Here is a 22,795-nt window from a genome sequence, read left to right on the forward strand (position 1 = left end):
GCCTTCGAAAACGGAAACGTCCCATGAACCTGCCGCCGAAAGTCACCGAACGCGCCTTCGCCCGCTTGGCCGAGATCAACGAATCGGGCGATGCCCGGCCGCTGCGCGTGGCGGTGGCGGGGGGCGGCTGTTCGGGCTTCCAATACGACATCCGCCTGGACCAGGCCGAGGCCGACGATCTGGTGCTGGAGGGCGCAGGCCAGCGGGTGGTGGTGGACCCGGTGTCGCTGCCCTATCTGGCGGGCGCGACCATCGACTTTGCGGACGAGCTGATCGGCGCGCGTTTCGTGATCGACAATCCCAACGCCTCGTCCAGCTGCGGCTGCGGCACGTCCTTTTCCATCTAGCCGCAGACGCGGCTGCGGGTGTCCAGGTCGATGTCCAGCCTGCGAAGGCCGGGCGTGGGCAGGCGGTTGGGATCGTCGCGTTCGTCGTCCAGGTCGATTCGTTCGGTGGTCAGGATCAGCCCCTGGCACAGATCCAGCGGCCCGGCGGACACGATCTGCATCCGGCCGCCATTTTCGATCAGGCGGATGATGTGGCCCTGCTTGCGCGCGACGCCCGCGCCGAAGGTCATCGGCCGGTCCATCCGGGTCCACTCGGTCAGTGGGCCGAACAGCGCGTCGTCGCCCTGCCATTCGCGGCCATGGGCGAACAGCACCGTCCAAGTCCCCGGCGGCACCAGCAGCCGGAAAAATTCGCCGCCGTGGATATAGCCCGCCATGACCGGATCGCCGCCCTCCCGCGGGGTCAGGAACACGACGTAATCGCGGCCCGGCATGGTCTTGACCACCAGCGGCAGGGTCGCGGGCAGGCCGCTGCGGTTCCACATCAGCCCGGCACGCGGCCGATCCTCGGCCCAGGCGGGCAGGGCCAGGGCGATCATCATCAGCAGGGCGAACAGGCGGCGCATGGCGCATCGTAACCGCCCGCCGCGCGGTTGCCAATCGGCGCGGGGCCAGTCATGGTGCCGCCATGAAGATCGCGACATTCAACATCAACGGCGTCAAGGCGCGTATCCAGGCGCTGACCGACTGGCTGGCCGGTGCGGGCGCCGACGTGGTGGTCTTGCAGGAAATCAAGTCGGTGGACGAAGCTTTCCCGCGCGAGCATTTCGAGGATCTGGGCTGGACCGTCGAAACCCATGGGCAAAAGGGCTTCAACGGCGTGGCGGTCCTGTCCAGGCTGCCGATCCAGGACGTGACGCGCGGCCTGCCCGGCGACGATGCCGACGAACAGGCCCGCTATATCGAGGCGACGGTGATCGATTCGATCCCGGTCCGCATCGCCGGGCTGTATCTGCCGAACGGCAATCCCGCGCCGGGGCCGAAATACGACTACAAGCTGGCCTGGATGGAGCGGCTGCGCCTGCGTGGCGCCGAGTTGCTGGCCAGCGAGATGCCGGTGGTGATGCTGGGCGATTTCAACATCATCCCCGAACCCCGCGACGCGGCCCGGCCGCAGACCTGGGTTGATGACGCGCTGTTCCTGCCGGAAAGCCGTGCGGCCTTCCGGCGGATCCTCCATCAGGGCTGGACGGACGCGGTGCGGATCCGCGACCCTTGGGCCACGCGCGGGCCGTTCACCTTCTGGGATTATCAGGCGGGCGCCTGGTCGCGCGACGACGGCATCCGCATCGACCACCTGCTGCTGTCCCCGCAGGCCGCCGACCTGCTGATCGAGACCGGAATCGACAAGGAAGCCCGCGCGGGCGAAAAGCCCAGCGATCACGTTCCCGTCTGGGTCAGGCTGGCCGCCTGAGCCTAGATCACCAGCACGCCCGAATGCTTGGCCTTGTGTTCGGGTTCGACATGGATGGTGATCTGGGCGTCGTCCAGTTTCCGCTTCAGCGCGGCCTCGATCCGGTCGCAGATGGCATGGGCCTGGGCGACCGGCGTGTCGCCGTCCACCACCAGATGAAAGTCGATGAAGGTCATGCTGCCCGCGTGGCGGGTGCGCAGGTCATGCGCCTCGATCGCGCCCTCGGCATGGTCCGCGATCGTGGCCCGGATGTCGCGCAGCAGGTCGTCGGACACCGCCTCGTCCATCAGCCCGCCCAGGGATGCGGTCATGACCTTCCATCCCGACCACAGGATATGGACCGCGACCACCGCCGCCAGGATCGGATCCAGGATCGCATGGCCCGTGGCGGCCGCCAGCGCGACCCCCAGGATCACCCCGGCCGAGGTCACGACATCCGACAGCAGATGCCGCCCGTCCGCCAAAAGCGCGGGCGACTTCAGGCGCCGCCCCTGGCGGATCAGGACGCCGCACCAGACCGCGTTCATGACCCCCGCCAGGGCGTTGACCGCCAGTCCCAGGACGGGGGCGTCCAGCGGGCGGGGGTCGCGGATGCCGTGATAGGCCTCTTGCAGGATCAGCATCGCGGCGACGATGATCATGACGCCTTCCAGCACGGCCGAGAGGAATTCCGCCTTGTGATGGCCATAGGGGTGGCCGGGGTCGGCGGGCCGCTGGGCGATGCGGATCGCGATCAGCGCGGCCAAGGCGGTGGCGACGTTGACGGTGCTTTCCAGGGCGTCCGACAGCAGCGCCACCGACCCCGTCAGCCGCCAGGCGAGGGTCTTCAGGCCCAGGACCGCGATCCCGACTGCGATGCTGCCCATGGCGATCCTGAGGGTGCGGTTCATCGCGACGGTCCTTCGTGTCATCCCCCGTCGGGCGGCATCTGACAGAATCGGGCGCCAGTTGCAACTGGAAAGGGGTGCTGGACGGCGCCGGGCGCTTTGACTAGCCAGGGCGGGATGCAGACATTCGCGCTTTACCTGGCCGCCGCCCTGGCCGAGATCGTCGGTTGCTTCGCCTTCTGGGCCTGGCTGCGGCTGGACCGGTCGCCCTGGTGGCTGGCCCCCGGTATGGCGTCGCTGGCGCTGTTCGCCTGGCTTCTGACGCTCAGCCCGGCGGATCATGCGGGCCGGGCCTATGCGGTTTATGGCGGGATCTACATCACCGCCTCGGTGCTGTGGATGTGGCTGGCCGAGGGGCGCAGGCCGGATCAATTGGACGTGATCGGCACCGCGATCTGCCTGGCGGGCGCGGCGCTGATCCTGTGGGGACCGCGCGCGCCCTGACGGTCAATCGTCGCCGTCGTCGGGATATTCGTCGTCATCGCCGAAGCGGGCGTCGTCGGCATACTCATCCTCGCCCTCGCCCACATATTTGGCGCTGAGCGCGATGGAGTGATTGTCATGCGCAGGGTCCATGACGACGTCGGACGGGATTTCCCCGGCCAGCCATTCGCGCAATTCCTCGCGGATTTCGGACGGCTCCTGCCCGGTCGCCTCGGCCAGATAGGTCACGAAGGCGCGCTGATCGCCGTCGATCTCGTCCAGCTCGGATTCGTCGACCTCGGGCCATTTTTCCACGATCGCCTCGTAGAAAGCGGCCCAGTTCTGCTGCACATGCTGCCATTTCATCAGTATCCGCCTCCCATCGACGACTGCGCCCAGTTGGCGACGCCGGTTATGTCCTCGCCCACGCCCGCAACCGTATTGCACCCGGCCAGCATCGCGCAGGCCAGTGCCACGCCTATCACTGCTCTCATTCCTCTGCCTCCTGCCACCATAGCTCGGGCATGAAGCCCGGCCAATCTCCGTAAAGCGGCGTTGTTCCGGCAGGATAGCGCAGGTCCGCGGCATGGGCCAGCCGCGAGACCGGCGAGAACCCGGCCGGTATCACGTAACGCCCCGCCGTCAGGATTCGATCCAGCGCCTCGACGGCGGCGGTGAAGTCGGCATCCGTCCGCGACCCGACCATGGCGGCGATCACGGATTCGGCGGCGGGGCTTTTCATGCCCATCCAGTTGCGGCTGCCGGGCTGGTCGGCGGCGGCCGATCCCCAATACAGCATTTGTTCGTTGCCGGGCGACAGCGACAGCGCCCGTTCGTACCAGGTCATGTCGAACTGGAACTGGTTGGTGCGCTGCACGAACTGCGCCGAATCCAGCAGGGTGATGCGCGCCTGCATCCCCAGGTTCCGCAGCGCCTGGACATAGATGTCGGCGATCTGCTGGGTTTCGGACGCCGTGCGCATCGCGGTGCCCGACTGGTTCAGCAGGATCTCGAACGCGAAGGGGCGGCCCTGGGCGTCGCGCAGGACGCCGTCCCGGACGGTCCAGCCGGCATCGGACAGCAGCGCGATGGCCCGGCGCAGGCCCGCCCTGTCAAGCGCGCGGTCCGATCCTTCGGGCAGGGCATAGCCTTCGATGGTGCCGGGCGGCAGGTCGGCGGCGAAGGGCGCCAGCAGGTCGGCCACGCGTCCGGTGGCGGGACCGGGCTGCATCGCCAGGCTGGAATTCGCGAAATAAGAGGTGATGCGCCGGTCCTTGCCGCCGTTCAGCGTCTCGTTGATGAAGCGGAAATTGAACGCCTCGATCATCGCCTGCCGGACGCGCCAGTCGGCGAACAGCGGATTGCGGGTGTTCATCACCAGCCCCATGATCCCCGAGGGACGCCCGTTCGGGATTTCCGCCTTGATCGCATCGCCGCGCGCGATCAGCGGAACGTGATAGTCCCGGTCCCATTTCAACGCCGAAAGCTCTCTCCAGACGGTGATCTCGCCTGCCTTGAACGCCTCGAACATGGCGTTCGCGTCGCCGAAATAGTCATAGCGGATCACGTCCAGGTTGTTGCGCCCGCGATTGACCGCCAGATTCTTGCCCCAGTAATCGGGGTTGCGCCGGAACGTGATCATGCGCCCCGGATCGACCTGATCCACGACATAGGGGCCGGACCCGATGGGCGCCTCCAGCCCGGATGCGGCGAAATCCTTGCCCTCCCACTGGGCCTTCTTCAGGACCGGGCGCAGGCCCATCAGCATGGCCAGTTCCCGGTCGTTTTCGGCGAAGGTGAAGCGGATGCCGCGGTCGCCGGTCTGTTCCATCTTCACGACCTTGGACCAGGCGCCATGATAGCGCGGGTGGCCCTGCGTCCCCAGGGTCTCGTAAGACCACATCACATCCGCGACCGTGACGGGCGAGCCGTCCGAGAAACGCGCCTCGGGGCGCAGGGTGAATTCGACCCAGGACCGGTCCGGCGCGACCTCGACCGACTGCGCCAGAAGGCCATAGAGGGTGAACGGCTCGTCCAGGGTGCGATACATCAGGGTTTCGGTGACATGCACGCCGATTGCCCATGCAGCATTGCCCTTGAGCACCCAGGGTTTGAGCGAGTCGAAGCCGCCCGGTTCGGCCAGACGAATCATTCCGCCCTGGGGGGCCTCGGGATTGACATAGGGAAGCGAAGAAAATCCCTGCGGCAGAGCGGGTTCGCCATACATCGCAAGCCCGTGGAGAGGTTCGGCGCGGCTTGCCAGCGACATTGATGCAACACCCAGAAAAGCGCCGGAAATCAGGCACAAGGCGCGGATAATCGCGGATTTGTTAAGGTTTCTTAAGATTCTCATCGTCCGTCTGCCCGCTTTTCTTGTTTTCGATACAAATTCAACAAACTCGGATGGGGATCGTCAATGGCAGGTCAAACTTCTCGGTTGGACTCTGAACGGCGTTGGCGTATAAATGGCTTACTGCTCGATAGGTTTCTTGCCTGTATGAAACCTGCCTCATGACTTGCGCCCGCCTTGTGCGGGCGCTTTTTTTTCCCCATGCTGCATGTGCAAACGGCTTGGCACCCCTTGTCAGGCCCTTAAAGCGATCAGTCAGGAGGGGCGCGATGTTCCAGAAGTTTCTAGGCGGTAAAACCGCAATCGTGACGGGGTCCAACTCGGGAATCGGGCTGGGGATCGCGCATCGTCTGGCGATGGCCGGGGCCGACATCGTCCTGAACAGCTTCACCGACCGGGACGAGGATCATGCCCTGGCCGAGTCCCTGGCGCGGGACCATGGCGTGACCGTCCGCTATGCCAAGGCGGACATGTCCAAGGGCGACGAATGCCGCGCGCTGATCGAACAGGCGGGCCGCTGCGACATCCTGGTCAACAACGCGGGCATTCAGCATGTCGCGCCGATCCCGGATTTTCCGACTGAGAAATGGGACGCGATCATCGCGATCAACCTGTCCTCGGCCTTTCACACCACGGCGGCCGCCCTGCCGCTGATGCGCGCCGCGGGATGGGGCCGGATCGTCAATATCGCATCGGCCCACGGACTGACGGCAAGCGCCTTCAAATCGGCCTATGTCGCGGCCAAGCACGGGATCGTCGGTCTGTCCAAGGTGACGGCCTTGGAAACTGCCAGGGAACCGATCACCTGCAACGCGGTCTGCCCCGGCTATGTCCTGACGCCGCTGGTCGAGGCGCAGATCCCCGACACCATGAAGGAATACGGCATGGACCGGGAGGAGGTGATCCAGAAGGTGATGCTGGAACGCCAGCCCTCTAAGGAATTCGTGACGGTCGAACAGTTGGGCGACACCGCGGTTTTCCTGTGCAGCGACGCGGCGGCGCAGATCACCGGCACGGCCATCAGCGTCGATGGGGGCTGGACGGCGATGTGACGGAAACGCCGCTCCGGTCGGGGGCGGCGTTCGCGGTCAGGCCAGCGCGTCCTCGATGGCGCGCAGGTCGGAATTGGTCAGGTTCTTGGTCACTTCCTTGCGCAGGCGGAACTGCAACTCCTTGTGATACCGCTTGCGCAGCACGCCCAGGGTCGAGGGATCGGCGATCACCGCGATGTCGTCAACCTTGTGTTTCAGCACCATGGCATTCAGGTGATCGGCCAGCTGGGCTGCGAACAGGTCGGGATCGTCGCCCGGAACCACATCGGGGATGGCATCGCCTGCCTTGGGCCTGTTCAGGCTTGCCAGCGTGACCTGTTCGGTCTCTGTCAGTTCCAGGCCATGCTTGGCCGTATTGCGGAACAACCTCGCGGAATGGCCGTCAGCCACGACAACCAAGGCGTTATGGGGCAGCATGTCAGTCTCCGTCTTGTGCTGCCGGTTAACGCGCCGCCGCGCGGGTCAGTTGCAGCCTTCGCAGAACCGCCGGATGCGGGCGACGGCCTCGGTCAACTGTTCGTCGCCGGTCGCATAAGAGATGCGGAAATGCGGGCTGAGGCCGAAGGCCGCGCCGAACACCACCGCGACCCCCGTCTCGTCCAGCAGCGCATTGGCGAAAGCCTGGTCGTCCGCGATGACCGCCCCCTGGGCCGAGGTCTTGCCGATCAGGCCCGCGATCGAGGGATAGACGTAAAACGCCCCCTGCGGCGTCGGGCAGTCGATGCCGGGGCAGGCGTTCAGCCCGGCCACCACCAGGTCGCGGCGGCGCTGGAAGACGGCGCGGCTTTCCGCGATATAATCCTGCGGCCCGGTCAACGCCGCCTCGGCCGCGTATTGGCTGATCGAGCAGGGGTTCGAGGTCGATTGCGATTGCAGCTTTGCCATCGCCTTGATCAGCGATTCGGGCGCCGCGCCATAGCCGATGCGCCAGCCGGTCATGGCATAGGCCTTGCTGACGCCGTTCATCGTCAGCACGCGGTCTTTCAGGCGCGGTTCGACCTGGGCGGGGGTGACGAATTCGAAGCCGTCGAAGACCAGATGTTCATAGATGTCGTCCGCCAGCACCCAGACCTGCGGATGGCGCAGCAGCACATCGGTCAGCGCCTGCATCGCCGCGTGGTCATAGCCCGCGCCGGACGGGTTCGACGGCGAATTCAGGATCAGCCATTTGGTGCGCGGGGTGATCGCGGCCTCCAGCGCCTCGGGCGTCAGGCGGAATCCGTAGTCCAACCCGCATTCGACGGTCACCGGCACGCCCCCCGCCAGCAGCACCATGTCGGGATAGCTGACCCAATAGGGCGCAGGAATGATGACCTCGTCGCCCTCGTCCAGCGTGGCCATCAGCGCGTTGAACAGGATCTGCTTGCCGCCGGTGCCGACTGTGATCTGCGTGGGCGCATAGTCCAGGCCGTTTTCCCGCGCGAACTTGTCGCGGATCGCCCGTTTCAGCGACGGCGTGCCGTCCACGGCGGTATAGCGGGTGTGGCCCGCGTCGATGGCGGCCTTGGCGGCATCGCGGATATGGGCGGGCGTGTCGAAATCCGGCTCTCCGGCGGACAGGCCGATGATGTCGCGGCCCTGCGCCCGCAATTCGGCCGCGCGGGCCGTCATCGCGATGGTCGGAGAGGGCTTGATTCGGTTCAGGCGGTCGGACAGGAAACCCATGGGCGGCCCTTGGTGGTTTGAACGTCTTGCCCGCATGGCTTATGCTGCCCGGCCAGCGACGGCAAGCGCGGCGGAAGGATGGAACAATGATCGAATCGGCTGAGACCCGTCTGCGCCGCCTGAAGATGCGCAGCTGGCGCAGGGGGATGAAGGAAATGGACCTGATCCTGGGCCGTTTCGCCGACGGTCCCTTGGCGACGCTGGGCGCGGCGGAACTGGATGCCTACGAGGTCGTGCTGTCGGAAAACGACCAGGATCTGTATCTGTGGATCACCGCGCGGATCCATGGTGGGGCCGGGGCCGGGCGCGGTCCTGCCGGGATCGCGGCCATCCTGGACCGCATCGCCGGTCACGCGGCGGACCGCCTGAAACCCGTTCGCTAAAATTTTCCTCAATCTTCTGCGGAAGTTTTGCGGCATTAACTGAAGATTTTCATTTTTGCGGCAATCATGCGGACATGACGAACACATCAGGACCGCGAGCCGCCATGATTTCCCCCGCGCCGCACGATATGCGCCCCCAGGCCGATGTTCAGGCCCTGCCGGATCTGGCAGACACGACCGAAGCCTATCTGGAATCCCTGCAACTTCTGGAACGGCTGCACCGGCTGATGCTGGATCTGGTCAAGGACGAATTCGAACGGCTGGGCCAGAACGACCTGACCCCGGTCCAGGCGATGATCCTCTATAACCTGGGCGGGGCCGAGGTGTCGGCGGGCGAATTGCGGACCCGCGGCATGTATCAGGGATCGAATGTCAGCTATAACCTGAAAAAGCTGGTGGCGATGGGCTATGTCCATCACGAACGCTGCGACATGGATCGCCGCTCGGTGCGGGTCAAGCTGACCGGGCAGGGCCAGGCGGTGCGCGACATGGTCCACCGCCTGTTCCTGCGCCACGCGGAGGGCCTGGCGATGTCCGGCGTGCTGGAAGATCCGCCGCTGGAGCGGGTCAACCTGCAAAGCCGCCGGATCGAACGGTTCTGGCTGGAACAGATCCGCTATATCTATTGATCGGCGGCGGCCCTACCAGTGGCCGGTGTTTTCCATGCTGGCCCAGGGCTCGGCTGGGGGCAGGGCATCGCCTTCCTGCAACAGCTCGATCGAGATATTGTCCGGGCTGCGCACGAAAGCCATATGCCCGTCGCGCGGCGGCCGGTTGATGATGACGCCCGCGTCCATCAGCGTCTGGCACAGGTCATAGATATTGCCCACGCGATAGGCCAGGTGGCCGAAATGGCGGCTGTCCGAGGGCAGGCCCTCGTCGCCGTCCCAGTTATAGGTCAGTTCGACCGGGCATTCCGGCTGGCCCGGCGGCGCCATGAAGACCAGGGTGAAGCGGCCCTTGTCGTTGTCGACGCGGCGGGTTTCCTCAAGCCCCAGCAGCTTGAAGAATTCCATGGTCCTGTCCAGATCCCGGACCCGGACCATGGTGTGCAGATAGCGGATGTTCATCGGGTATCCTCCTTTTGGGGTCAGCGGCGGCGCAGGTATTCGAACAGGGTGCAGCGCGGCGCGTCGGCGCGCAGGTCGACGGACCCAAGGCAATCCCATCGGTCCTTGTCGAAGCCAGGGAAAAACGCGTCGGCATCCTGCACGGCCAGATCCACCTCGGTCAGCAACAGCCGGTCCGCCAGGGGCAGCAGCGCCCGATAGATGCCCGCCCCGCCGATGCCATAGACCCGGCGATGGCCCGCGCGATGGGCGTGATTGACCGCGGCATCCGGCGTGGCGAAAACCTGTTCGGCCGTCGCGGGATCCGAGGATACGACCAGGTTCAGACGGTTCTTCAACGGCCTGACCGGCAGGCTTTCCCAGGTCTTCCGGCCCATGACGACCGCCCCGCCGGTCGTCTCGCGCTGGAAGAAGGCCAGATCCTCGGGCGCGCGCCAGGGGATGTCATTGTCCTTGCCGATGGCGCCGTTGCGGTCGCGGGCTGCGATCAGGGTCAGCATCTCAGACCGCCACCGGCGCCTTGATGGCCGGATCGGGGTCATAATCCAGAACCTCGAAATCCTCATAGCGGAAATCGAAGATCGACGGCACCTCGCGGCGCAGGCGAATCCGGGGCAGGGGCTTCGGGGTCCGCGCAAGCTGGGTGCGCACCTGTTCCAGATGGTTGGAGTAGATATGCGCGTCGCCGATGGCGTGGATGAAATCGCCCGGTTCATAGCCCGTCACATGGGCCAGCATCACCTGCAACAGCGCATAGGAGGCGATGTTGAACGGCACCCCCAGGAACATGTCGGCCGAGCGTTGATACAGTTGCAGATGCAGCCTGCCCGCCAGGATCCGCACCTGCCACAGCGTATGACAGGGCGGCAGCGCCATGTCGGGCACATCGCCGGGGTTCCAGGCCGACACGATCAGCCGCCGCGAATCCGGGGTCTTGCGGATCGCCTCGACCAGATCGGCGATCTGATCGATCTGGCCCGCGAAGAACAGCGGCCGTCCGTCGGCATCCAGGCCGCTGGGCACCAGCTTCGGGAAATGCCGCCATTGTCGGCCATAGACCGGTCCCAGATCGCCGTTTTCGTCCGCCCATTCGTCCCAGATCGAGACGCCGTTCTGCTGCAAATACCGGACATTCGTGTCGCCCGACAGGAACCATAGCAGCTCGTGGATGATCGACTTCAGGTGCAGCTTCTTGGTCGTCACCAGCGGAAAGCCGTCCGACAGGCGGTAACGGCATTGCAGCCCGAAATGGCTGATCGTGCCGGTTCCGGTGCGGTCGGTGCTTTCCTGCCCCTGTTCCAGCACCCTGCGCAGGGCGTCATGATACTGCCGCATCCTAGACGTCCAGCTCTTCGGCGAAACGCGCGTTTTCCTGGATGTATTCAAAGCGCAGTTCCGGCTTCTTGCCCATCAGCCGTTCCACCAGATCGCCGGTTTCGCCACCTTCGTCATCGTCGATGCTGACCCGGATCAGCTTGCGCGTCTTCGGGTTCATCGTCGTGTCCTTCAGATCCTTGGCGTCCATTTCGCCCAGACCCTTGAAGCGCTGCACGTCGATCTTGCCGCGACCGCCCAGGCCCTTGGCCAGCATCCGTTCCTTTTCCGCATCGTCGGCGACATAGACCCGGTGCGCCCCCTGCGTCAGCCGATAGAGCGGCGGGCAGGCGAGATACAGGTGCCCCTTGTCGATCATCGGCCGCATCTGGGTAAAGAAGAACGTCATCAGCAGGCTGGCGATATGCGCGCCGTCCACATCGGCGTCGGTCATGATGATGACCTTGTCGTAACGCAGGTCGTCGATCTTGAATCGGGATCCCATATCGACGCCAAGCGCCTGACACAGATTGCCGATTTCCTGGTTGGCCCCCATCTTCGTGGACGCCGCGCCCAGCACGTTCAGGATCTTGCCGCGCAGGGGCAGCAGCGCCTGGGTGGTCCGGTCGCGGGCCATCTTGGCCGACCCGCCGGCGCTGTCGCCTTCGACGATGAACAGTTCCGTCCCGTCGCGGCTGGTCGCGCTGCAATCCACCAGCTTGCCGGGCAGGCGCAGCTTCTTCGTGGCGGTCTTGCGCGCGGTTTCCTTTTCCTGCTTGCGGCGCAGGCGCTCGTCGGCCCGCAGGATCAGGAAATCCAGGATCGCGCCCGCCGATTTCGTATCCGCCGCCAGCCAGGTATCGAAATGGTCGCGCACGGCGTTCTCGACCAGCCGGGCGGCCTCGGTCGTGGCCAGCCGGTCCTTGGTCTGGCCCACGAATTCCGGTTCCCGGATGAAGCAGGACACCAGGGCGCAGCCGCCGGTCAGCAGATCCTCTCGGGTGATGTTGGCGGCCTTCTTGTTGCTGATCCGCTCGCCATAGGCGCGCACGCCTTTCAGGATCGCGGCCCAGAAACCCGCCTCGTGCGTGCCGCCTTCGGGGGTGGGGACGGTGTTGCAATAGGACTGGATGAAGCCGTCGCGCAGCGGTGTCCAGTTGATCGCCCAGTCGACCTTGCCCGGCGCGCCCTGGCGGCGGAAATCGACGCTGCCCGCGAAGGGGCGGTCGGCATAGGTGCTGGCGCCGGTCAGGGTTTCGGACAGATAGTCCGCCAGGCCGCCGGGAAAATGGAACGTGGCCTCGCGCGGGGTTTCGCCATCGTCGATCTCCGATTTCCAGCGGATTTCGACGCCGCTGAACAGATAGGCCTTGGACTTCACCATCTTCAGCAGCCGCGCGGGCTTGAAGCGGTGATGGCCGAAGATCTCCTCGTCCGCATGGAAGGTGACGGTGGTCCCGCGCCGGTTGGGGGCGGCGCCGATCTTCGCCACCGGTCCCTGGGGAATCCCGCGCGAGAACCGCTGTTCGAACAGTTCCTTGTTGCGGGCGACCTGGACGACCATGCTGTCGGACAGCGCGTTCACCACCGACGCGCCGACCCCGTGCAGCCCGCCCGAGGTCTGATAGGCGTCGCCCGAAAACTTGCCCCCTGCGTGCAGCGTGCAGAGGATCACCTCAAGCGCGGACTTGCCCGGAAACTTGGGATGCGGGTCGATGGGGATGCCGCGCCCGTTGTCGCGCACGACCACGCTGTAGTCGGCCAGCAACTCGACCTCGATCCGGCTGGCATGGCCTGCCACCGCCTCGTCCATCGAGTTGTCGAGGATTTCCGCCACCAGATGATGCAGCGCGCGTTCGTCGGTGCCGCCGATATACATGCCGGGGCGCTTGCGGACGGGCTCCAGCCCCTCCAGCACCTCGATCGAGGCGGCGGAATAGCTGTCGGTCGCGTCAACGGCGGAAAGAAGGTCGTCGGCCATCGGGTTCTGCTCTTGTTCTTGGTGGGGGGACTATCTCATGGGGAAAGGACCAAGACCAGTCCCGCCGGATCAGGCCCTGTCGCGCAGCCAGCAGGCCAGGTCGCCATGCGTATTTCAGGATCATTCGGGTTCGGCGAGCCGTGCGTCCCACATCTTTCGGAACGCCGGGCGCGACTGGCAGGACTCCAGCCAGGCCATGACGGCGGGAAACTGGCCCATCAGTTCGCCATAACCTTGAGCGTATCGCAGAATCTCGGCCAGGTTCAGGTCGGCCACGGTGAAGCGCCCGCCAACCAGATTCTGATGTGTCGCAAGATGACCCTCGATCACCCTCAGCGGCCGGATCAGCCGTTCGGCGGCATTCGCGACATGGGCCTGATCCTCGCCCGCTTGCAGGCGCGACCGGCCGTGCAGGAACAGGATGGTCAGCGCATCGGGTTCGACGGCAGTCGCGGCATAGAAGCTCCACTGCATCATCAGGGCGTCTTCGGAGAGGTCCGCGGGGCCAAGACCGCCGCCGTATCTGCGCGCCAGATACAGCGTCGCGGCCAGGGATTCGCTCAGGGTCAGGCCGTCATCCTCGATCACCGGAACGGTTCCGGCGGGCGACAGCGCCAGGAAGCACGGCGAATGGGTGTTCAGGGGCGCGTCCGGCGCATCGGGATCGGCCAGGCGATAGGCCTGGATGACGGGGTTTTGGCGGAACTCCAGCCCGATTTCATGGCACAGCCAGATGATGCGCGAGGCGCGCGAACGGGTGACGCCGTGGATAGTCAGCATGAAACGCTCCTTCGTGGAAGGTGCAGGTTATGTCAGCAGAAGATCGCCGGAAAGCACGATGATTTGGCGCGCGGCGGCGCCCCCATCCAGGGTCGCGCGTTGCATCCCCACATCCGCAGGACCGCCGGTCGTTACGCCCGACGCGGCGGACGGGGCGCGCCGACCTGCGTTTGATGCAGGTCAAGGAATCCCCCGCCCGCCCGGTCTAGACCCGACGGGCGAAACAGGAGCGATTCTTCAATGTCCACCCCCGAGATGGACCCCCCCAGCCTTTACGCCAAGCGGGAACCGATCTTCCCCAAGCGTGTGCAAGGGCGGTTCAGGAACCTCAAGTGGATCGTCATGGCCCTGGCCCTGACGGTCTATTACGTCATGCCCTGGCTGCGGTGGGACCGAGGCCCGACCATGCCCGACCAGGCGGTGCTGGTCGATCTTGCCAACCGCCGGTTCTTCTTCTTCTGGATCGAGATCTGGCCCCACGAATTCTATTTCGTCGCGGGCCTGCTGGTCATGGCGGGGCTGGGCCTGTTCCTGTTCACCTCGGCCCTGGGGCGGGTCTGGTGCGGCTATGCCTGCCCGCAGACCGTCTGGACCGACCTGTTCATCCTGGTCGAACGCTGGATCGAGGGCGACCGCAACGCCCGGATCCGCCTGCACCGCCAGAAATGGGACGCGCAGAAAATCCGCCTCAGCCTGGCGAAATGGACGGTCTGGCTGGTGATCGCGCTGATGACCGGCGGGGCCTGGATCTTCTACTTCACCGACGCGCCGACGCTGCTGCGCAACCTGCTGACCGGCGACGCGCATCCGGTCGCCTATATCACCATGGCGATCCTGACCGCGACGACCTTCTTCTTCGGCGGCTTCGCGCGAGAGCAGATCTGCATCTATGCCTGCCCGTGGCCGCGCATCCAGGCGGCGATGATGGACGAGGATACGCTGACCGTCGCCTATCGCGAATGGCGCGGAGAGCCGCGCGGCAAGACCAATGTCCGCCACCGCCCCGCCGCCCTGGCCTTCCAAGCCGAGGCCGAGAGCCACGCGGCCGGTCCCGAGGCGGGCGGCAAATATCCGCCGGTGCCCTATCCCGGCGTGCGCACCGGCGTCGGCGGGCCGATTCCCCCGGATTCGCCGGGCGACTGCATCGACTGCATGGCCTGTGTGAACGTCTGCCCGATGGGCATCGACATCCGCGACGGCCAGCAGATGGAATGCATCACCTGCGCGCTGTGCATCGACGCCTGCGACGAGATCATGGACAAGATCGGCAAGCCGCGCGGGCTGATCGACTATATGGCCCTGAAGGACGAGACCGCCGAACGCGCCGGCGCCGCGCCGAAATCGGTCTGGAGGCATATCTTCCGCCCCCGCACGATCCTGTATTTCACGCTGTGGTCCGGAATCGGCATCGCGCTGATCGTCGCGCTGTTCGTGCGCTCGCCCTTGGATCTGAACGTCTCGCCGGTGCGCAATCCGCTGTTCGTCACCCTGTCGGACGGCGCCATCCGCAACACCTACGAGGTGCGCCTGCGCAACAAGCAGCACGAGGCCCGCAGCTTCAGCTTCGCGGTCGAGGGCGCAGACGACCTGAACCTCGCGGTCGAGGGCGCGGCCTCCGGCACGGTCCAGGTGCCGGCCGACGAAACCCTCAGCGGCAGGCTCTATGTGACCGCACCGGTCGGATCGCCGCTTGCGTCGGCGGAAACGACAGCGTTGGATCTGGTGGTGCGCGACGACATCGACGGAACGACCGCCTCGGTCGGCACCGTCTTCCACGGAAGGGGCGAATGATGACCAGGGAACTGACCGGGCGGCATGTTCTGATCATCACGCTGGCGGCCTTCGGCGTCATCATCGCCGTCAACCTGGTCATGGCCTTCCTGGCCGTCGGCAGCTTTCCGGGGCTTGAGGTCAAGAACAGCTATGTCGCGTCCCAGGAATTCGACCGCGACCGGCAGGCGCAGGAAAGCCTGGGCTGGACCGCCAGGGCCAGCTATGACGGCAAGGACGTCGCCATCGAGATCGTCGACCGCAGCGGCGCCCATCCGATCCTGCGCGATTTCACCGCGACGATCGGACGGCCCACGCACAAGCGCGCCGACGTGACGCCGCAGTTCCAGGTGGCGGGGGGCGTCTATCGCGCGCCGCTGGTGCTGGAGCCGGGGATCTGGAACATCCATGTCCAGGCGATGTCGCCGGACGGCACTCCGTTCCGGCAGCGGCTGGACCATTACGCCGGGGCACGGGTGAACTGACATGGCCGACCTGACAGCCTCGGGCTTCAGCGCCTGCCCTGCCTGCGATGCCGCGCCCCTGGCCCAACGCCTGGCCGACCGGACCCAGAACGCGCAGGGCACGGGCACGGTCATCCTGTCCCTGCCGACCGCCCATTGCGCGGCCTGCATCACCGATGTGGAAACCGCGCTGACCGCCCATCCGGGCGTCAAGGCGGCGCGCGTCAACCTGACCCTGCGCCGGGTCACGGTCGATGCGCCGGGCCTGACGGCCGACGACCTGATCCCGGTGCTGGCGGGCGTGGGATATGAGGCGCATGAGCTGGACCCCGATGCGCTGTCGGCCACCACCGCCGACCGGCAGGGCCGCGACCTGCTGATGCGCATCGGCGTGTCGGGCTTCGCGATGATGAACATCATGATCCTGTCCGTCGCCGTCTGGTCGGGGGCCGAGGCCGCGACCCGCGATCTGTTCCACTGGATCAGCGGCGCCATCGCGCTGCCCACGGTGTTCTTCGCGGGCCAGCCCTTCTTCCGCAGCGCCTGGTCCGCGCTGCGGGTGGGGCGGTTGGGCATGGACGTGCCGATCTCGCTGGCGCTGATCCTGGCCAGCGCGATCTCGGTCTATGAGACGATGAATTCCGGCCATCACGCCTATTTCGACGGCGTGACGATGCTGTGCTTCTTCCTGCTGATCGGCCGCTATCTGGACCACCGCACCCGCGCCATCGCCCGGTCGGCCGCCGCCGAACTGACCGCGCTGGAGGTTCCGCGCGCCACGCTGCTGGCAGACGGGACCGAACAAGTGGTCCCCGTCGCCATGCTGCGTCCCGGCGACCTGATCCGCATCCGCCCCGGCGCCCGGATCCCCGCCGATGGCGAGATCGTCGAGGGCCGGTCGGAAATCGACCGCGCCCTGCTGACCGGAGAAACCCTGCCGGTGCTGGCCGCGCCCGGCCAGATGCTGTCGGCGGGCGAGGTGAACCTGACTGGCCCGCTGGTGCTGCGCGTGACGGCGGCGGGGCGCGATTCGTCGCTGGCCCGCCTGACCGCCCTGGTCGAGGCGGCGGAATCCGCGCGCGGACGCTATACCTCGCTAGCCGATCGGGCCTCGCGCGCCTATTCGCCCAGCGTCCACCTGATCGCGCTGTGCAGCTTTGCGGGCTGGTTCTGGGCCACGGGCGACCTGCGCCTGGCCGTGAACATCGCGGCGGCGGTGCTGATCGTGACCTGCCCCTGCGCGCTTGGCCTGGCGGTTCCGGCGGTCGCCACGGCGGCTTCGGGCCGGTTGTTCCGGCGCGGGCTGCTGATCAAGGACGGCACCGCCCTGGAACGGCTGGCCGAGGTCGATACGGTCGTCTTCGACAAGACCGGCACGCTGACGCTGAGCCGTCCGGTTCTGGTCAGCGCCGATCCGCTGCCCGCCGATCTGCGCCCGGTCGCCCGCGCCCTGGCGCAGGCTTCTTCACATCCGCTGTCGGTCGCCTTGGCCACGGCCTTGCAGGATCGGCCGGCCAACCTGACCGAGGTGACCGAGCATCCGGGCTTCGGCGTCTCGGGCCGCTGGCAAGGGCGGGTGGTCCGGCTGGGCCGCGCCGACTGGCTGGGCGTGGCCGAGGACGATGAAAACAGGCCCACCAGTGCGACCTGGCTGGCGGTCGAGGGCCAGCCCGCCGTTCGGCTGGACTTCACCGACGAACTGCGCCCCGGAGCGGCGGACTGCGTGGCGGCGCTGCGCAAGGCCGGGCTGCGGGTCGTGCTGATCTCGGGCGACCGGCAGGCGGCGGTGGCGGATCTGGCCGGTCGCCTGGCTATCCAGGACTTCCGCGCCGCCGTCGATCCCCAGGGGAAAGAGGCGATGGTCGCCGATCTTGCCGCCCAGGGCGCGCGCGTCCTGATGGTGGGCGACGGGTTGAACGACACGGCCGCGCTTGCCCGCGCCCATGCCTCGATCTCGCCCGCAAGCGCCCTGGATGCAGCGCGGGTCGCCAGCGACATGGTGCTGACCGGCAGCGACCTGGCGCCCGTGGCCCAGGCGGTGGCGACCGCCCGCCTTGCCACCCGGCGCATCCGGCAGAACTTTGCGATCTCGATCGCCTATAATATCGTGGCGGTGCCTCTGGCCGTGGCTGGACTGGTGACGCCGCTGATCGCGGCGCTGGCGATGTCGATCAGCTCGATCACAGTGACGCTGAACGCGCTGCGCCTGCGGGACTGAAGGGGAACGCCATGGAGATCCTGTCCATCCTGATCCCGGTTTCGCTGGCCCTGGGCGCGGCGGGCCTTGTCGCCTTCATCTGGGCCTTGCGGTCGCGCCAGTTCGAGGATCCGAAAGGCGATGCGGAACGGATTCTCAGCGACAAATGGGACGACCGCCCCAAGCCCGACTGATCGGACCCTGGCACGGAAACGGGGGCGGAGCCATCTCCGCCCCCGTTTCCGTTCAGAAAGCCGGGCTTTCAGCGCCCGACCACCTGGCATTCCTGCGACCGGCTGGCGAAGCGTTCGCAGACCAGTTCGGCATTGGCCTTGGTCAGGTTCGCGAAGCTGGGCTGGAAGCCCCGCTTGGTGTCGGCGACATGGCGCGCGGCCCCGCCCAGGATCGCGCCGTCCTGCAAGGCGCTGCGAAGAAGCAGCTTTTCAGCCTCGGTCCTGGAGGTGAACAGGCCCAGCGTCACGCCCCAGCCGCGACCGCTGTTGGCGGGGCGAGAGACGATCTCCAAAGCCTCGGGATCGGCCAGATCGCCTTCGCCCATCGCGGCCAGAATCACCGTTTCCGACCGGGGCTTGGGCGCGGGAGAGGCCAGCAGCGACAGCGACGTGCCGCCATTCTGCGGGACGGCCTCGGCCACGGCGCGGGCGATGGCCTGGGGATCGGCGCCGGGATTGGCAACCTGGGCCGTGGCGGTGCGGGACCGGGGCGCCGGGGCAGGGCGGACGGATGCCGCCAGGACAGGGGCCGCAAGGCTGGCCGATTGCGCCTGCGGCGCGGCTTCGGGGGCAGCGGCCACGGCGACCGGCTCAGGCGCGCGGCGGCTGGCGGGACGGGCACTGGCCGACAGGGTCAGGCCGCCCGTCGGGGCCGCCTGAGGCGCGGCCTGCGGGGCCTGGGCCACGGCGGCGGTCGACGCCAGGGCAGGGCGGCTGACCCGCACCGGCGGGGCCGAGGCCGACAGCACCAGCCGTTGCGGCTGGGGCGCGGTCGCCGCGGCCGACGGTTCGACCTGCGCGCGGCGAACGACGCGCTGCGCCAGCAGGCGCGGCGCCTCGGGGCGGACTTCGCGGACGCGATTGGGCACGCGCGTGAAGCCCGCGTCCAGCAGTTGCGCCATGACCTGATTGCGATGCGCGGTCGAGGTGCCGCCCAGGACCGTGGCGACCAGCCGCTTGTTTCCACGCTGCGCCGATGCGGTCAGGTTGAATCCCGCCGCGCGGGTATAGCCGGTCTTGATCCCGTCCGCGCCTTCGTAGGCGTCCAGGAACCGCTTGTTGGTCGAGGCGACCTGCGCGATCCCCGCATCCGCCGACCGGCGCGAGAAGATGTTGTAATATTGCGGGAAGTCGTAGAACAGTCGGCGGCCCAGGATGGTCATGTCACGGGCGGTCGAATAGTGCCCTTCCTGCGTCAGGCCGTGGGCGTTGCGGAAATTGGTGTTCGTCATGCCGATCGCGCGGGCCATCTGCGTCATCTGCTGGGCAAAGGCGGCCTCGGATCCCGCCAGCCCTTCGCCGATGGTGGTGGCGGCGTCGTTGGCCGACTTGATCGCGGCGGCGCGGATCAGATAGCGCAGCTCGATTCGTTGGCCCGCCTTCAGGCCCAGCTTGGAGGGCGGTTCCGATGCCGCATTGGTGGAAACGGGGAATTGCGAATCCAGCCGGACCTGCCCGCGTTCGATCGCGGTAAAGGCCATGTACAGCGTCATCATCTTGGTCAGGGACGCGGGATGCAGCCGCGTATCCTCGTTTTGCTTGTAGATCGGCTGGCCGGTGCGCGCGTCCATCACATAGGCGGCGAAAGGAGCCGCCGAAAGCGTCGCCGGAACAAGCAGGGCCAGCACGAGAAAGGCCCACAGCCGGGCTGTCTGGGAAATACGGATCACTGTCGCGGTCTCTCTGCCTCGGGGCGGCATGTCGTTTGTCGCATGCCCTTTCTTAACTTTCGGATAATAGCACGACATCTTTCGCCATGTAACCGCTCATTTGGTGTATTTTCCAGCCTTCGCTCGCCTCTGGGCGGGCTTTTCTCGGGCGGGAAATCGACTATATTGTTCCGCGGAGCAGGATCAGCATGACCAGATCGGACGACATGGCGCAGTGGATGACAGACGGCGACGGACCTGACGACCAGATCGAACTGGTGGTCAAGCCGCGCACGCGCACGCAGCGCCCGCCGATGTACAAGGTCTTGATGCTGAACGACGATTTCACGCCGATGGAATTCGTGGTGCATGTGCTGGAACGGCTGTTCAACATGACCCACGCCCAGGCGATCGAGATCATGCTGACCGTCCATCGCAAGGGGGTGGCGGTCGTCGGCGTCTTCTCGCACGAGGTCGCCGAAACCAAGGTCGCGCAGGTGATGGAACTGGCGCGGCGGCAGCAGCATCCGCTGCAATGCACCATGGAAAAAGAATAGCAGTGACCGTGACGCGTCTTTCCCTCGCCCTCCCGGATGGTCATCCCGGAGGCGATCTTCTTGTCATCGGGGCGCGCGGGGCAGATGACCTGTCACCGCTGGACCCGGCCCGCACCCGCATCCAGCAGGGCCATTTCTCCGACCACCGCGCCTTGGCCGCGCGCGGCTTCCGGGTTGCGCCTGTCGTCGACGGCCGCTTCGACGCGGCCCTGGCCGTCCTGCCCCGCGCCAAGGCCGAGGGGCGGGCCCGCATCGCCGATGCCGCGTCCCGCCTGTCGCCCGGCGCGGTGCTGTGGATCGACGGGCAAAAGACCGATGGCATCGATTCCATGCTGCGGGACTTGCGGCGGCTTGCCCCCGTTGACGAGGTTCACAGCAAGGCCCATGGCAAGATATTCCGCGTGACCGTGCCCGCGGGGAACTGGCTGCCACCCGACTGGACCGCGCGCCCGCAACAGGTCGCGCCGGGTTTCGTGACCCGTCCCGGCGTGTTTTCCGCCGATGGGGTCGATCCCGGATCGGCGATGCTGGCGCAGGCGCTGCCCGACCGGATGCCGACCCGCCTGGTCGACCTGGGCGCGGGATGGGGCTGGCTGTCCGCGCAGGCCCTGGCCCGTCCGGGGATCGAGGTCGTCCATCTGGTCGAGGCCGATCACGCCGCCCTGGAATCGGCGCGCGACAACCTCGCCGACCCGCGCGCCCGGTTTCACTGGGCCGATGCGCGCGACTTCACCCTGTCGGAACCCGTGAACGGCGTCATCATGAACCCGCCCTTCCATGACGGGCGCGCGGCCGATCCCCGGATCGGCGCCGATTTCATCGCGGCCGCCGCGCGCCTGCTGACGGGGGCGGGGCGGCTGTGGATGGTCGCCAACCGGCATCTGCCCTATGAAACCGTCCTGGCGCAGCATTTCGCCCAAGTGACAGAGATGCGGGGGGACAGCCGCTTCAAGGTGATCGAGGCCACGGGTGCGGGACGCGCCGCCGCGCACAAGGGCCGCCGCTGATGAGCCTGTCGATCCAGGGCAAGACCGCCATCGTCACCGGGGCCGGGCGCGGCATCGGCTTGGCCATCGCGCGCCATTTCGTCGAACGCGGCGCCCATGTGATGTTCGCCGATACCGACGAGGCCGCCCTGGCCGAGGCGATGTCGGATTACGACGAACGCGACCCGCATGTGCGCGGCTTTTCGGGCCGGATGTCGGAAAAGCTGGCGACGGCGAACCTGCTGTCGGCGACGCTGGACGCTTTCGACCGGGTGGACATCCTTGTCAACGCGCACCGGCTGGTCAAGGCGTCGGATCCGCTGGACACGGATCTGGAGGTGCTGGAACAGCTGCTGCGCCAGAACATGGTGGCGGGGCTGCGGATGACCCAGATCGTCGCCAAGCGGATGATCAAGCAGGCCGAGGCCGATCCCGCCGCCGGGGCGGCAGGGGCGATCGTCAACATCTCGACCTTGGCGGCGCTGCATCCGGTGCCGACCATGCTGGGCTATTCGATCGCCTATGCGGCGCAGGAACAGGCGACGCGGGGAATGGCCCTGGCGCTTGCCCCCCACAAGATCCGGGTGAACGGCGTCCGCTTCGGCAGCGTCATGTCCCACGAGTTGAAGGATTCCCTGCGCGACAAACCGGATCTGCGCAGCAAGATCGTCGCGGCGACCCCGATGGGACGCATCGCCGCCGCCGACGAGCTGGTCGACACGGTGCTGTATCTGGCCAGCGATGCCTCGCGCTTCGTGACCGGGCAGATCGTGACCGTCGACGGCGGGCGCAGCCTGTCCGACCGCCTGGCGGTCCAGACCGTCTGATCAGCCCTGTTCTTCCGGGAAGGCCTGGCGGCAGGCCTGCACGACGGCTGCGGCCCGGTCGCTCAGCTGCGCCTTGCGCGCGGCCAGGTTGTCGCGCTTGCGCTGTTCGGCGGCGGGGTCGATGGGCACGCGATAGCGTTCCGTCTCGACGTAATCGCGCCAGCAGGGTTCATAGCCCACGACCGCGCGCCCGTCCTTGTCGCGCCACACCGACCGGCATTGGGTCAGGCGGTCGCGCACGACCTGCCGTTCCTCCCACGCATAGCCGCGCGCCAGATTCCCCTCGACCTCGGCCAGCAGGCGGCTGACGGTGCGGTATTCGCTGGTATTGCCGCTGATGCAGCGTTCCTGGGGGGTGCCGCAGGCGGCCAGCAGCAATGGCAGGGCGAGGGTCGCGGCAAGGGCGGTGTTGCGGGTCATGGCGGGTCTCTTTACAGCGGGCTGTG

27 protein-coding genes are annotated in these 22,795 nt (G+C 66.8%); 13 read left to right on the forward strand and 14 right to left on the reverse strand.

Annotated elements, in window-relative coordinates:
• The first annotated feature begins 23 nt into the window (after positions 1-23).
• On the forward strand, positions 24-347 hold the full coding sequence (locus PXD02_RS06800; RefSeq protein WP_275106072.1) for a HesB/IscA family protein: 324 nt from the start codon (positions 24-26) through the stop codon (positions 345-347).
• On the opposite strand, the gene PXD02_RS06805 is transcribed toward PXD02_RS06800, so the two are convergent.
• Positions 344-913 (reverse strand): hypothetical protein, encoded by a 570-nt coding sequence (locus PXD02_RS06805; RefSeq protein ID WP_275106073.1) that lies wholly within the window; start codon positions 911-913, stop codon positions 344-346. The genes PXD02_RS06800 and PXD02_RS06805 overlap by 4 nt on opposite strands.
• Before the next feature lie 62 nt (positions 914-975).
• Here PXD02_RS06805 and xth point away from each other — a divergent pair, with 62 nt between their 5' ends.
• Entirely contained in the window at positions 976-1,761 is a 786-nt protein-coding gene (gene xth / locus PXD02_RS06810; RefSeq protein WP_275106074.1) for an exodeoxyribonuclease III, read from the forward strand.
• Between the two features lie 2 nt (positions 1,762-1,763).
• On the opposite strand, the gene PXD02_RS06815 is transcribed toward xth, so the two are convergent.
• Positions 1,764-2,651, reverse strand: a complete 888-nt coding sequence (locus PXD02_RS06815; RefSeq protein WP_275106075.1) for a cation diffusion facilitator family transporter — start codon at positions 2,649-2,651, stop codon at positions 1,764-1,766.
• A 114-nt stretch (positions 2,652-2,765) separates the two neighbouring features.
• On the opposite strand from PXD02_RS06815, the gene PXD02_RS06820 reads away from it, so the two are divergent.
• A complete protein-coding gene (locus PXD02_RS06820; protein WP_275106076.1) occupies positions 2,766-3,092 on the forward strand; it encodes a YnfA family protein in 327 nt (108 codons plus the stop codon).
• A 3-nt stretch (positions 3,093-3,095) separates the two neighbouring features.
• On the opposite strand, the gene PXD02_RS06825 is transcribed toward PXD02_RS06820, so the two are convergent.
• The 3 genes from PXD02_RS06825 to PXD02_RS06835 are packed head-to-tail and all read right to left on the reverse strand — an operon-like array spanning position 3,096 to position 5,424.
• Entirely contained in the window at positions 3,096-3,437 is a 342-nt protein-coding gene (locus PXD02_RS06825; protein ID WP_275106077.1) for a hypothetical protein, read from the reverse strand.
• Positions 3,437-3,565: a hypothetical protein gene (locus PXD02_RS06830; protein WP_275106078.1), complete on the reverse strand. Its 129-nt coding sequence runs from the start codon at positions 3,563-3,565 to the stop codon at positions 3,437-3,439. Before PXD02_RS06830 ends, PXD02_RS06825 begins: the two co-directional genes overlap by 1 nt.
• Positions 3,562-5,424: an extracellular solute-binding protein gene (locus tag PXD02_RS06835; RefSeq protein WP_473092060.1), complete on the reverse strand. Its 1,863-nt coding sequence runs from the start codon at positions 5,422-5,424 to the stop codon at positions 3,562-3,564. Before PXD02_RS06835 ends, PXD02_RS06830 begins: the two co-directional genes overlap by 4 nt.
• A gap of 266 nt (positions 5,425-5,690) precedes the next feature.
• On the opposite strand from PXD02_RS06835, the gene PXD02_RS06840 reads away from it, so the two are divergent.
• Entirely contained in the window at positions 5,691-6,473 is a 783-nt protein-coding gene (locus tag PXD02_RS06840) for a 3-hydroxybutyrate dehydrogenase (protein ID WP_275106080.1), read from the forward strand.
• Positions 6,474-6,509: 36 nt separating this feature from the next.
• Here PXD02_RS06840 and PXD02_RS06845 read toward each other — a convergent pair whose 3' ends face one another.
• Together PXD02_RS06845 and PXD02_RS06850 are read right to left on the reverse strand one after the other, a co-directional pair.
• Positions 6,510-6,890: a baeRF12 domain-containing protein gene (locus PXD02_RS06845; protein WP_275106081.1), complete on the reverse strand. Its 381-nt coding sequence runs from the start codon at positions 6,888-6,890 to the stop codon at positions 6,510-6,512.
• Positions 6,891-6,935: 45 nt separating this feature from the next.
• Positions 6,936-8,138: a pyridoxal phosphate-dependent aminotransferase gene (locus PXD02_RS06850; protein ID WP_275106082.1), complete on the reverse strand. Its 1,203-nt coding sequence runs from the start codon at positions 8,136-8,138 to the stop codon at positions 6,936-6,938.
• Positions 8,139-8,224: 86 nt separating this feature from the next.
• Here PXD02_RS06850 and PXD02_RS06855 point away from each other — a divergent pair, with 86 nt between their 5' ends.
• Positions 8,225-8,521: a succinate dehydrogenase assembly factor 2 gene (locus PXD02_RS06855; protein ID WP_275106083.1), complete on the forward strand. Its 297-nt coding sequence runs from the start codon at positions 8,225-8,227 to the stop codon at positions 8,519-8,521.
• A gap of 128 nt (positions 8,522-8,649) precedes the next feature.
• The gene (locus tag PXD02_RS06860) at positions 8,650-9,150 is read left to right on the forward strand and encodes a MarR family winged helix-turn-helix transcriptional regulator (protein ID WP_275106374.1); all 501 of its coding nucleotides are present in this window, start codon (positions 8,650-8,652) and stop codon (positions 9,148-9,150) included.
• 12 nt (positions 9,151-9,162) lie between these two features.
• Here the strand turns inward: PXD02_RS06860 and PXD02_RS06865 are convergent, their stop codons facing one another.
• The 5 genes from PXD02_RS06865 to PXD02_RS06885 form a co-directional block, all read right to left on the reverse strand.
• Positions 9,163-9,591 (reverse strand): VOC family protein, encoded by a 429-nt coding sequence (locus tag PXD02_RS06865; RefSeq protein ID WP_275106084.1) that lies wholly within the window; start codon positions 9,589-9,591, stop codon positions 9,163-9,165.
• 20 nt (positions 9,592-9,611) lie between these two features.
• Complete coding sequence (locus PXD02_RS06870) at positions 9,612-10,091, reverse strand: dihydrofolate reductase (protein WP_275106085.1); 480 nt, start codon at positions 10,089-10,091, stop codon at positions 9,612-9,614.
• 1 nt (position 10,092) lies between these two features.
• Positions 10,093-10,926 (reverse strand): thymidylate synthase, encoded by an 834-nt coding sequence (locus PXD02_RS06875; RefSeq protein WP_275106086.1) that lies wholly within the window; start codon positions 10,924-10,926, stop codon positions 10,093-10,095.
• 1 nt (position 10,927) lies between these two features.
• Complete coding sequence (parE, locus tag PXD02_RS06880) at positions 10,928-12,886, reverse strand: DNA topoisomerase IV subunit B (RefSeq protein WP_275106087.1); 1,959 nt, start codon at positions 12,884-12,886, stop codon at positions 10,928-10,930.
• Positions 12,887-13,006: 120 nt separating this feature from the next.
• Complete coding sequence (locus PXD02_RS06885) at positions 13,007-13,666, reverse strand: glutathione S-transferase family protein (protein ID WP_275106088.1); 660 nt, start codon at positions 13,664-13,666, stop codon at positions 13,007-13,009.
• Positions 13,667-13,906: 240 nt separating this feature from the next.
• On the opposite strand from PXD02_RS06885, the gene PXD02_RS06890 reads away from it, so the two are divergent.
• Genes PXD02_RS06890 through ccoS form a run of 4 tightly spaced genes read left to right on the forward strand, consistent with a single transcriptional unit; the run spans position 13,907 to position 18,291 of the window.
• A complete protein-coding gene (locus PXD02_RS06890; RefSeq protein ID WP_275106089.1) occupies positions 13,907-15,457 on the forward strand; it encodes an RdxA/RdxB/FixG family protein in 1,551 nt (516 codons plus the stop codon).
• The gene (locus PXD02_RS06895) at positions 15,454-15,921 is read left to right on the forward strand and encodes a FixH family protein (protein ID WP_342759770.1); all 468 of its coding nucleotides are present in this window, start codon (positions 15,454-15,456) and stop codon (positions 15,919-15,921) included. The genes PXD02_RS06890 and PXD02_RS06895 overlap by 4 nt, the downstream gene beginning before the upstream one ends.
• Before the next feature lies 1 nt (position 15,922).
• The gene (locus tag PXD02_RS06900) at positions 15,923-18,118 is read left to right on the forward strand and encodes a heavy metal translocating P-type ATPase (protein WP_275106090.1); all 2,196 of its coding nucleotides are present in this window, start codon (positions 15,923-15,925) and stop codon (positions 18,116-18,118) included.
• 11 nt (positions 18,119-18,129) lie between these two features.
• Positions 18,130-18,291: a cbb3-type cytochrome oxidase assembly protein CcoS gene (ccoS, locus tag PXD02_RS06905; RefSeq protein ID WP_275106091.1), complete on the forward strand. Its 162-nt coding sequence runs from the start codon at positions 18,130-18,132 to the stop codon at positions 18,289-18,291.
• A 68-nt stretch (positions 18,292-18,359) separates the two neighbouring features.
• Here ccoS and PXD02_RS06910 read toward each other — a convergent pair whose 3' ends face one another.
• The gene (locus PXD02_RS06910; protein ID WP_342759773.1) at positions 18,360-20,000 is read right to left on the reverse strand and encodes a D-alanyl-D-alanine carboxypeptidase family protein; all 1,641 of its coding nucleotides are present in this window, start codon (positions 19,998-20,000) and stop codon (positions 18,360-18,362) included.
• A gap of 206 nt (positions 20,001-20,206) precedes the next feature.
• Between PXD02_RS06910 and clpS the strand changes: the two genes are divergently transcribed.
• The 3 genes from clpS to PXD02_RS06925 are packed head-to-tail and all read left to right on the forward strand — an operon-like array spanning position 20,207 to position 22,349.
• Positions 20,207-20,536, forward strand: coding sequence for an ATP-dependent Clp protease adapter ClpS (gene clpS / locus PXD02_RS06915; RefSeq protein ID WP_473092073.1), 330 nt, complete (start codon positions 20,207-20,209; stop codon positions 20,534-20,536).
• 8 nt (positions 20,537-20,544) lie between these two features.
• On the forward strand, positions 20,545-21,543 hold the full coding sequence (locus PXD02_RS06920; protein ID WP_275106093.1) for a class I SAM-dependent methyltransferase: 999 nt from the start codon (positions 20,545-20,547) through the stop codon (positions 21,541-21,543).
• Positions 21,543-22,349, forward strand: coding sequence for an SDR family NAD(P)-dependent oxidoreductase (locus tag PXD02_RS06925; RefSeq protein ID WP_275106094.1), 807 nt, complete (start codon positions 21,543-21,545; stop codon positions 22,347-22,349). The genes PXD02_RS06920 and PXD02_RS06925 overlap by 1 nt, the downstream gene beginning before the upstream one ends.
• Here PXD02_RS06925 and PXD02_RS06930 read toward each other — a convergent pair whose 3' ends face one another.
• Positions 22,350-22,769 (reverse strand): hypothetical protein, encoded by a 420-nt coding sequence (locus PXD02_RS06930; RefSeq protein WP_275106095.1) that lies wholly within the window; start codon positions 22,767-22,769, stop codon positions 22,350-22,352.
• Positions 22,770-22,795 lie beyond the last annotated feature (26 nt).

The sequence above is a fragment of the Paracoccus sp. S3-43 genome, assembly GCF_029027965.1.
In the GTDB taxonomy this organism is placed as follows: domain Bacteria; phylum Pseudomonadota; class Alphaproteobacteria; order Rhodobacterales; family Rhodobacteraceae; genus Paracoccus.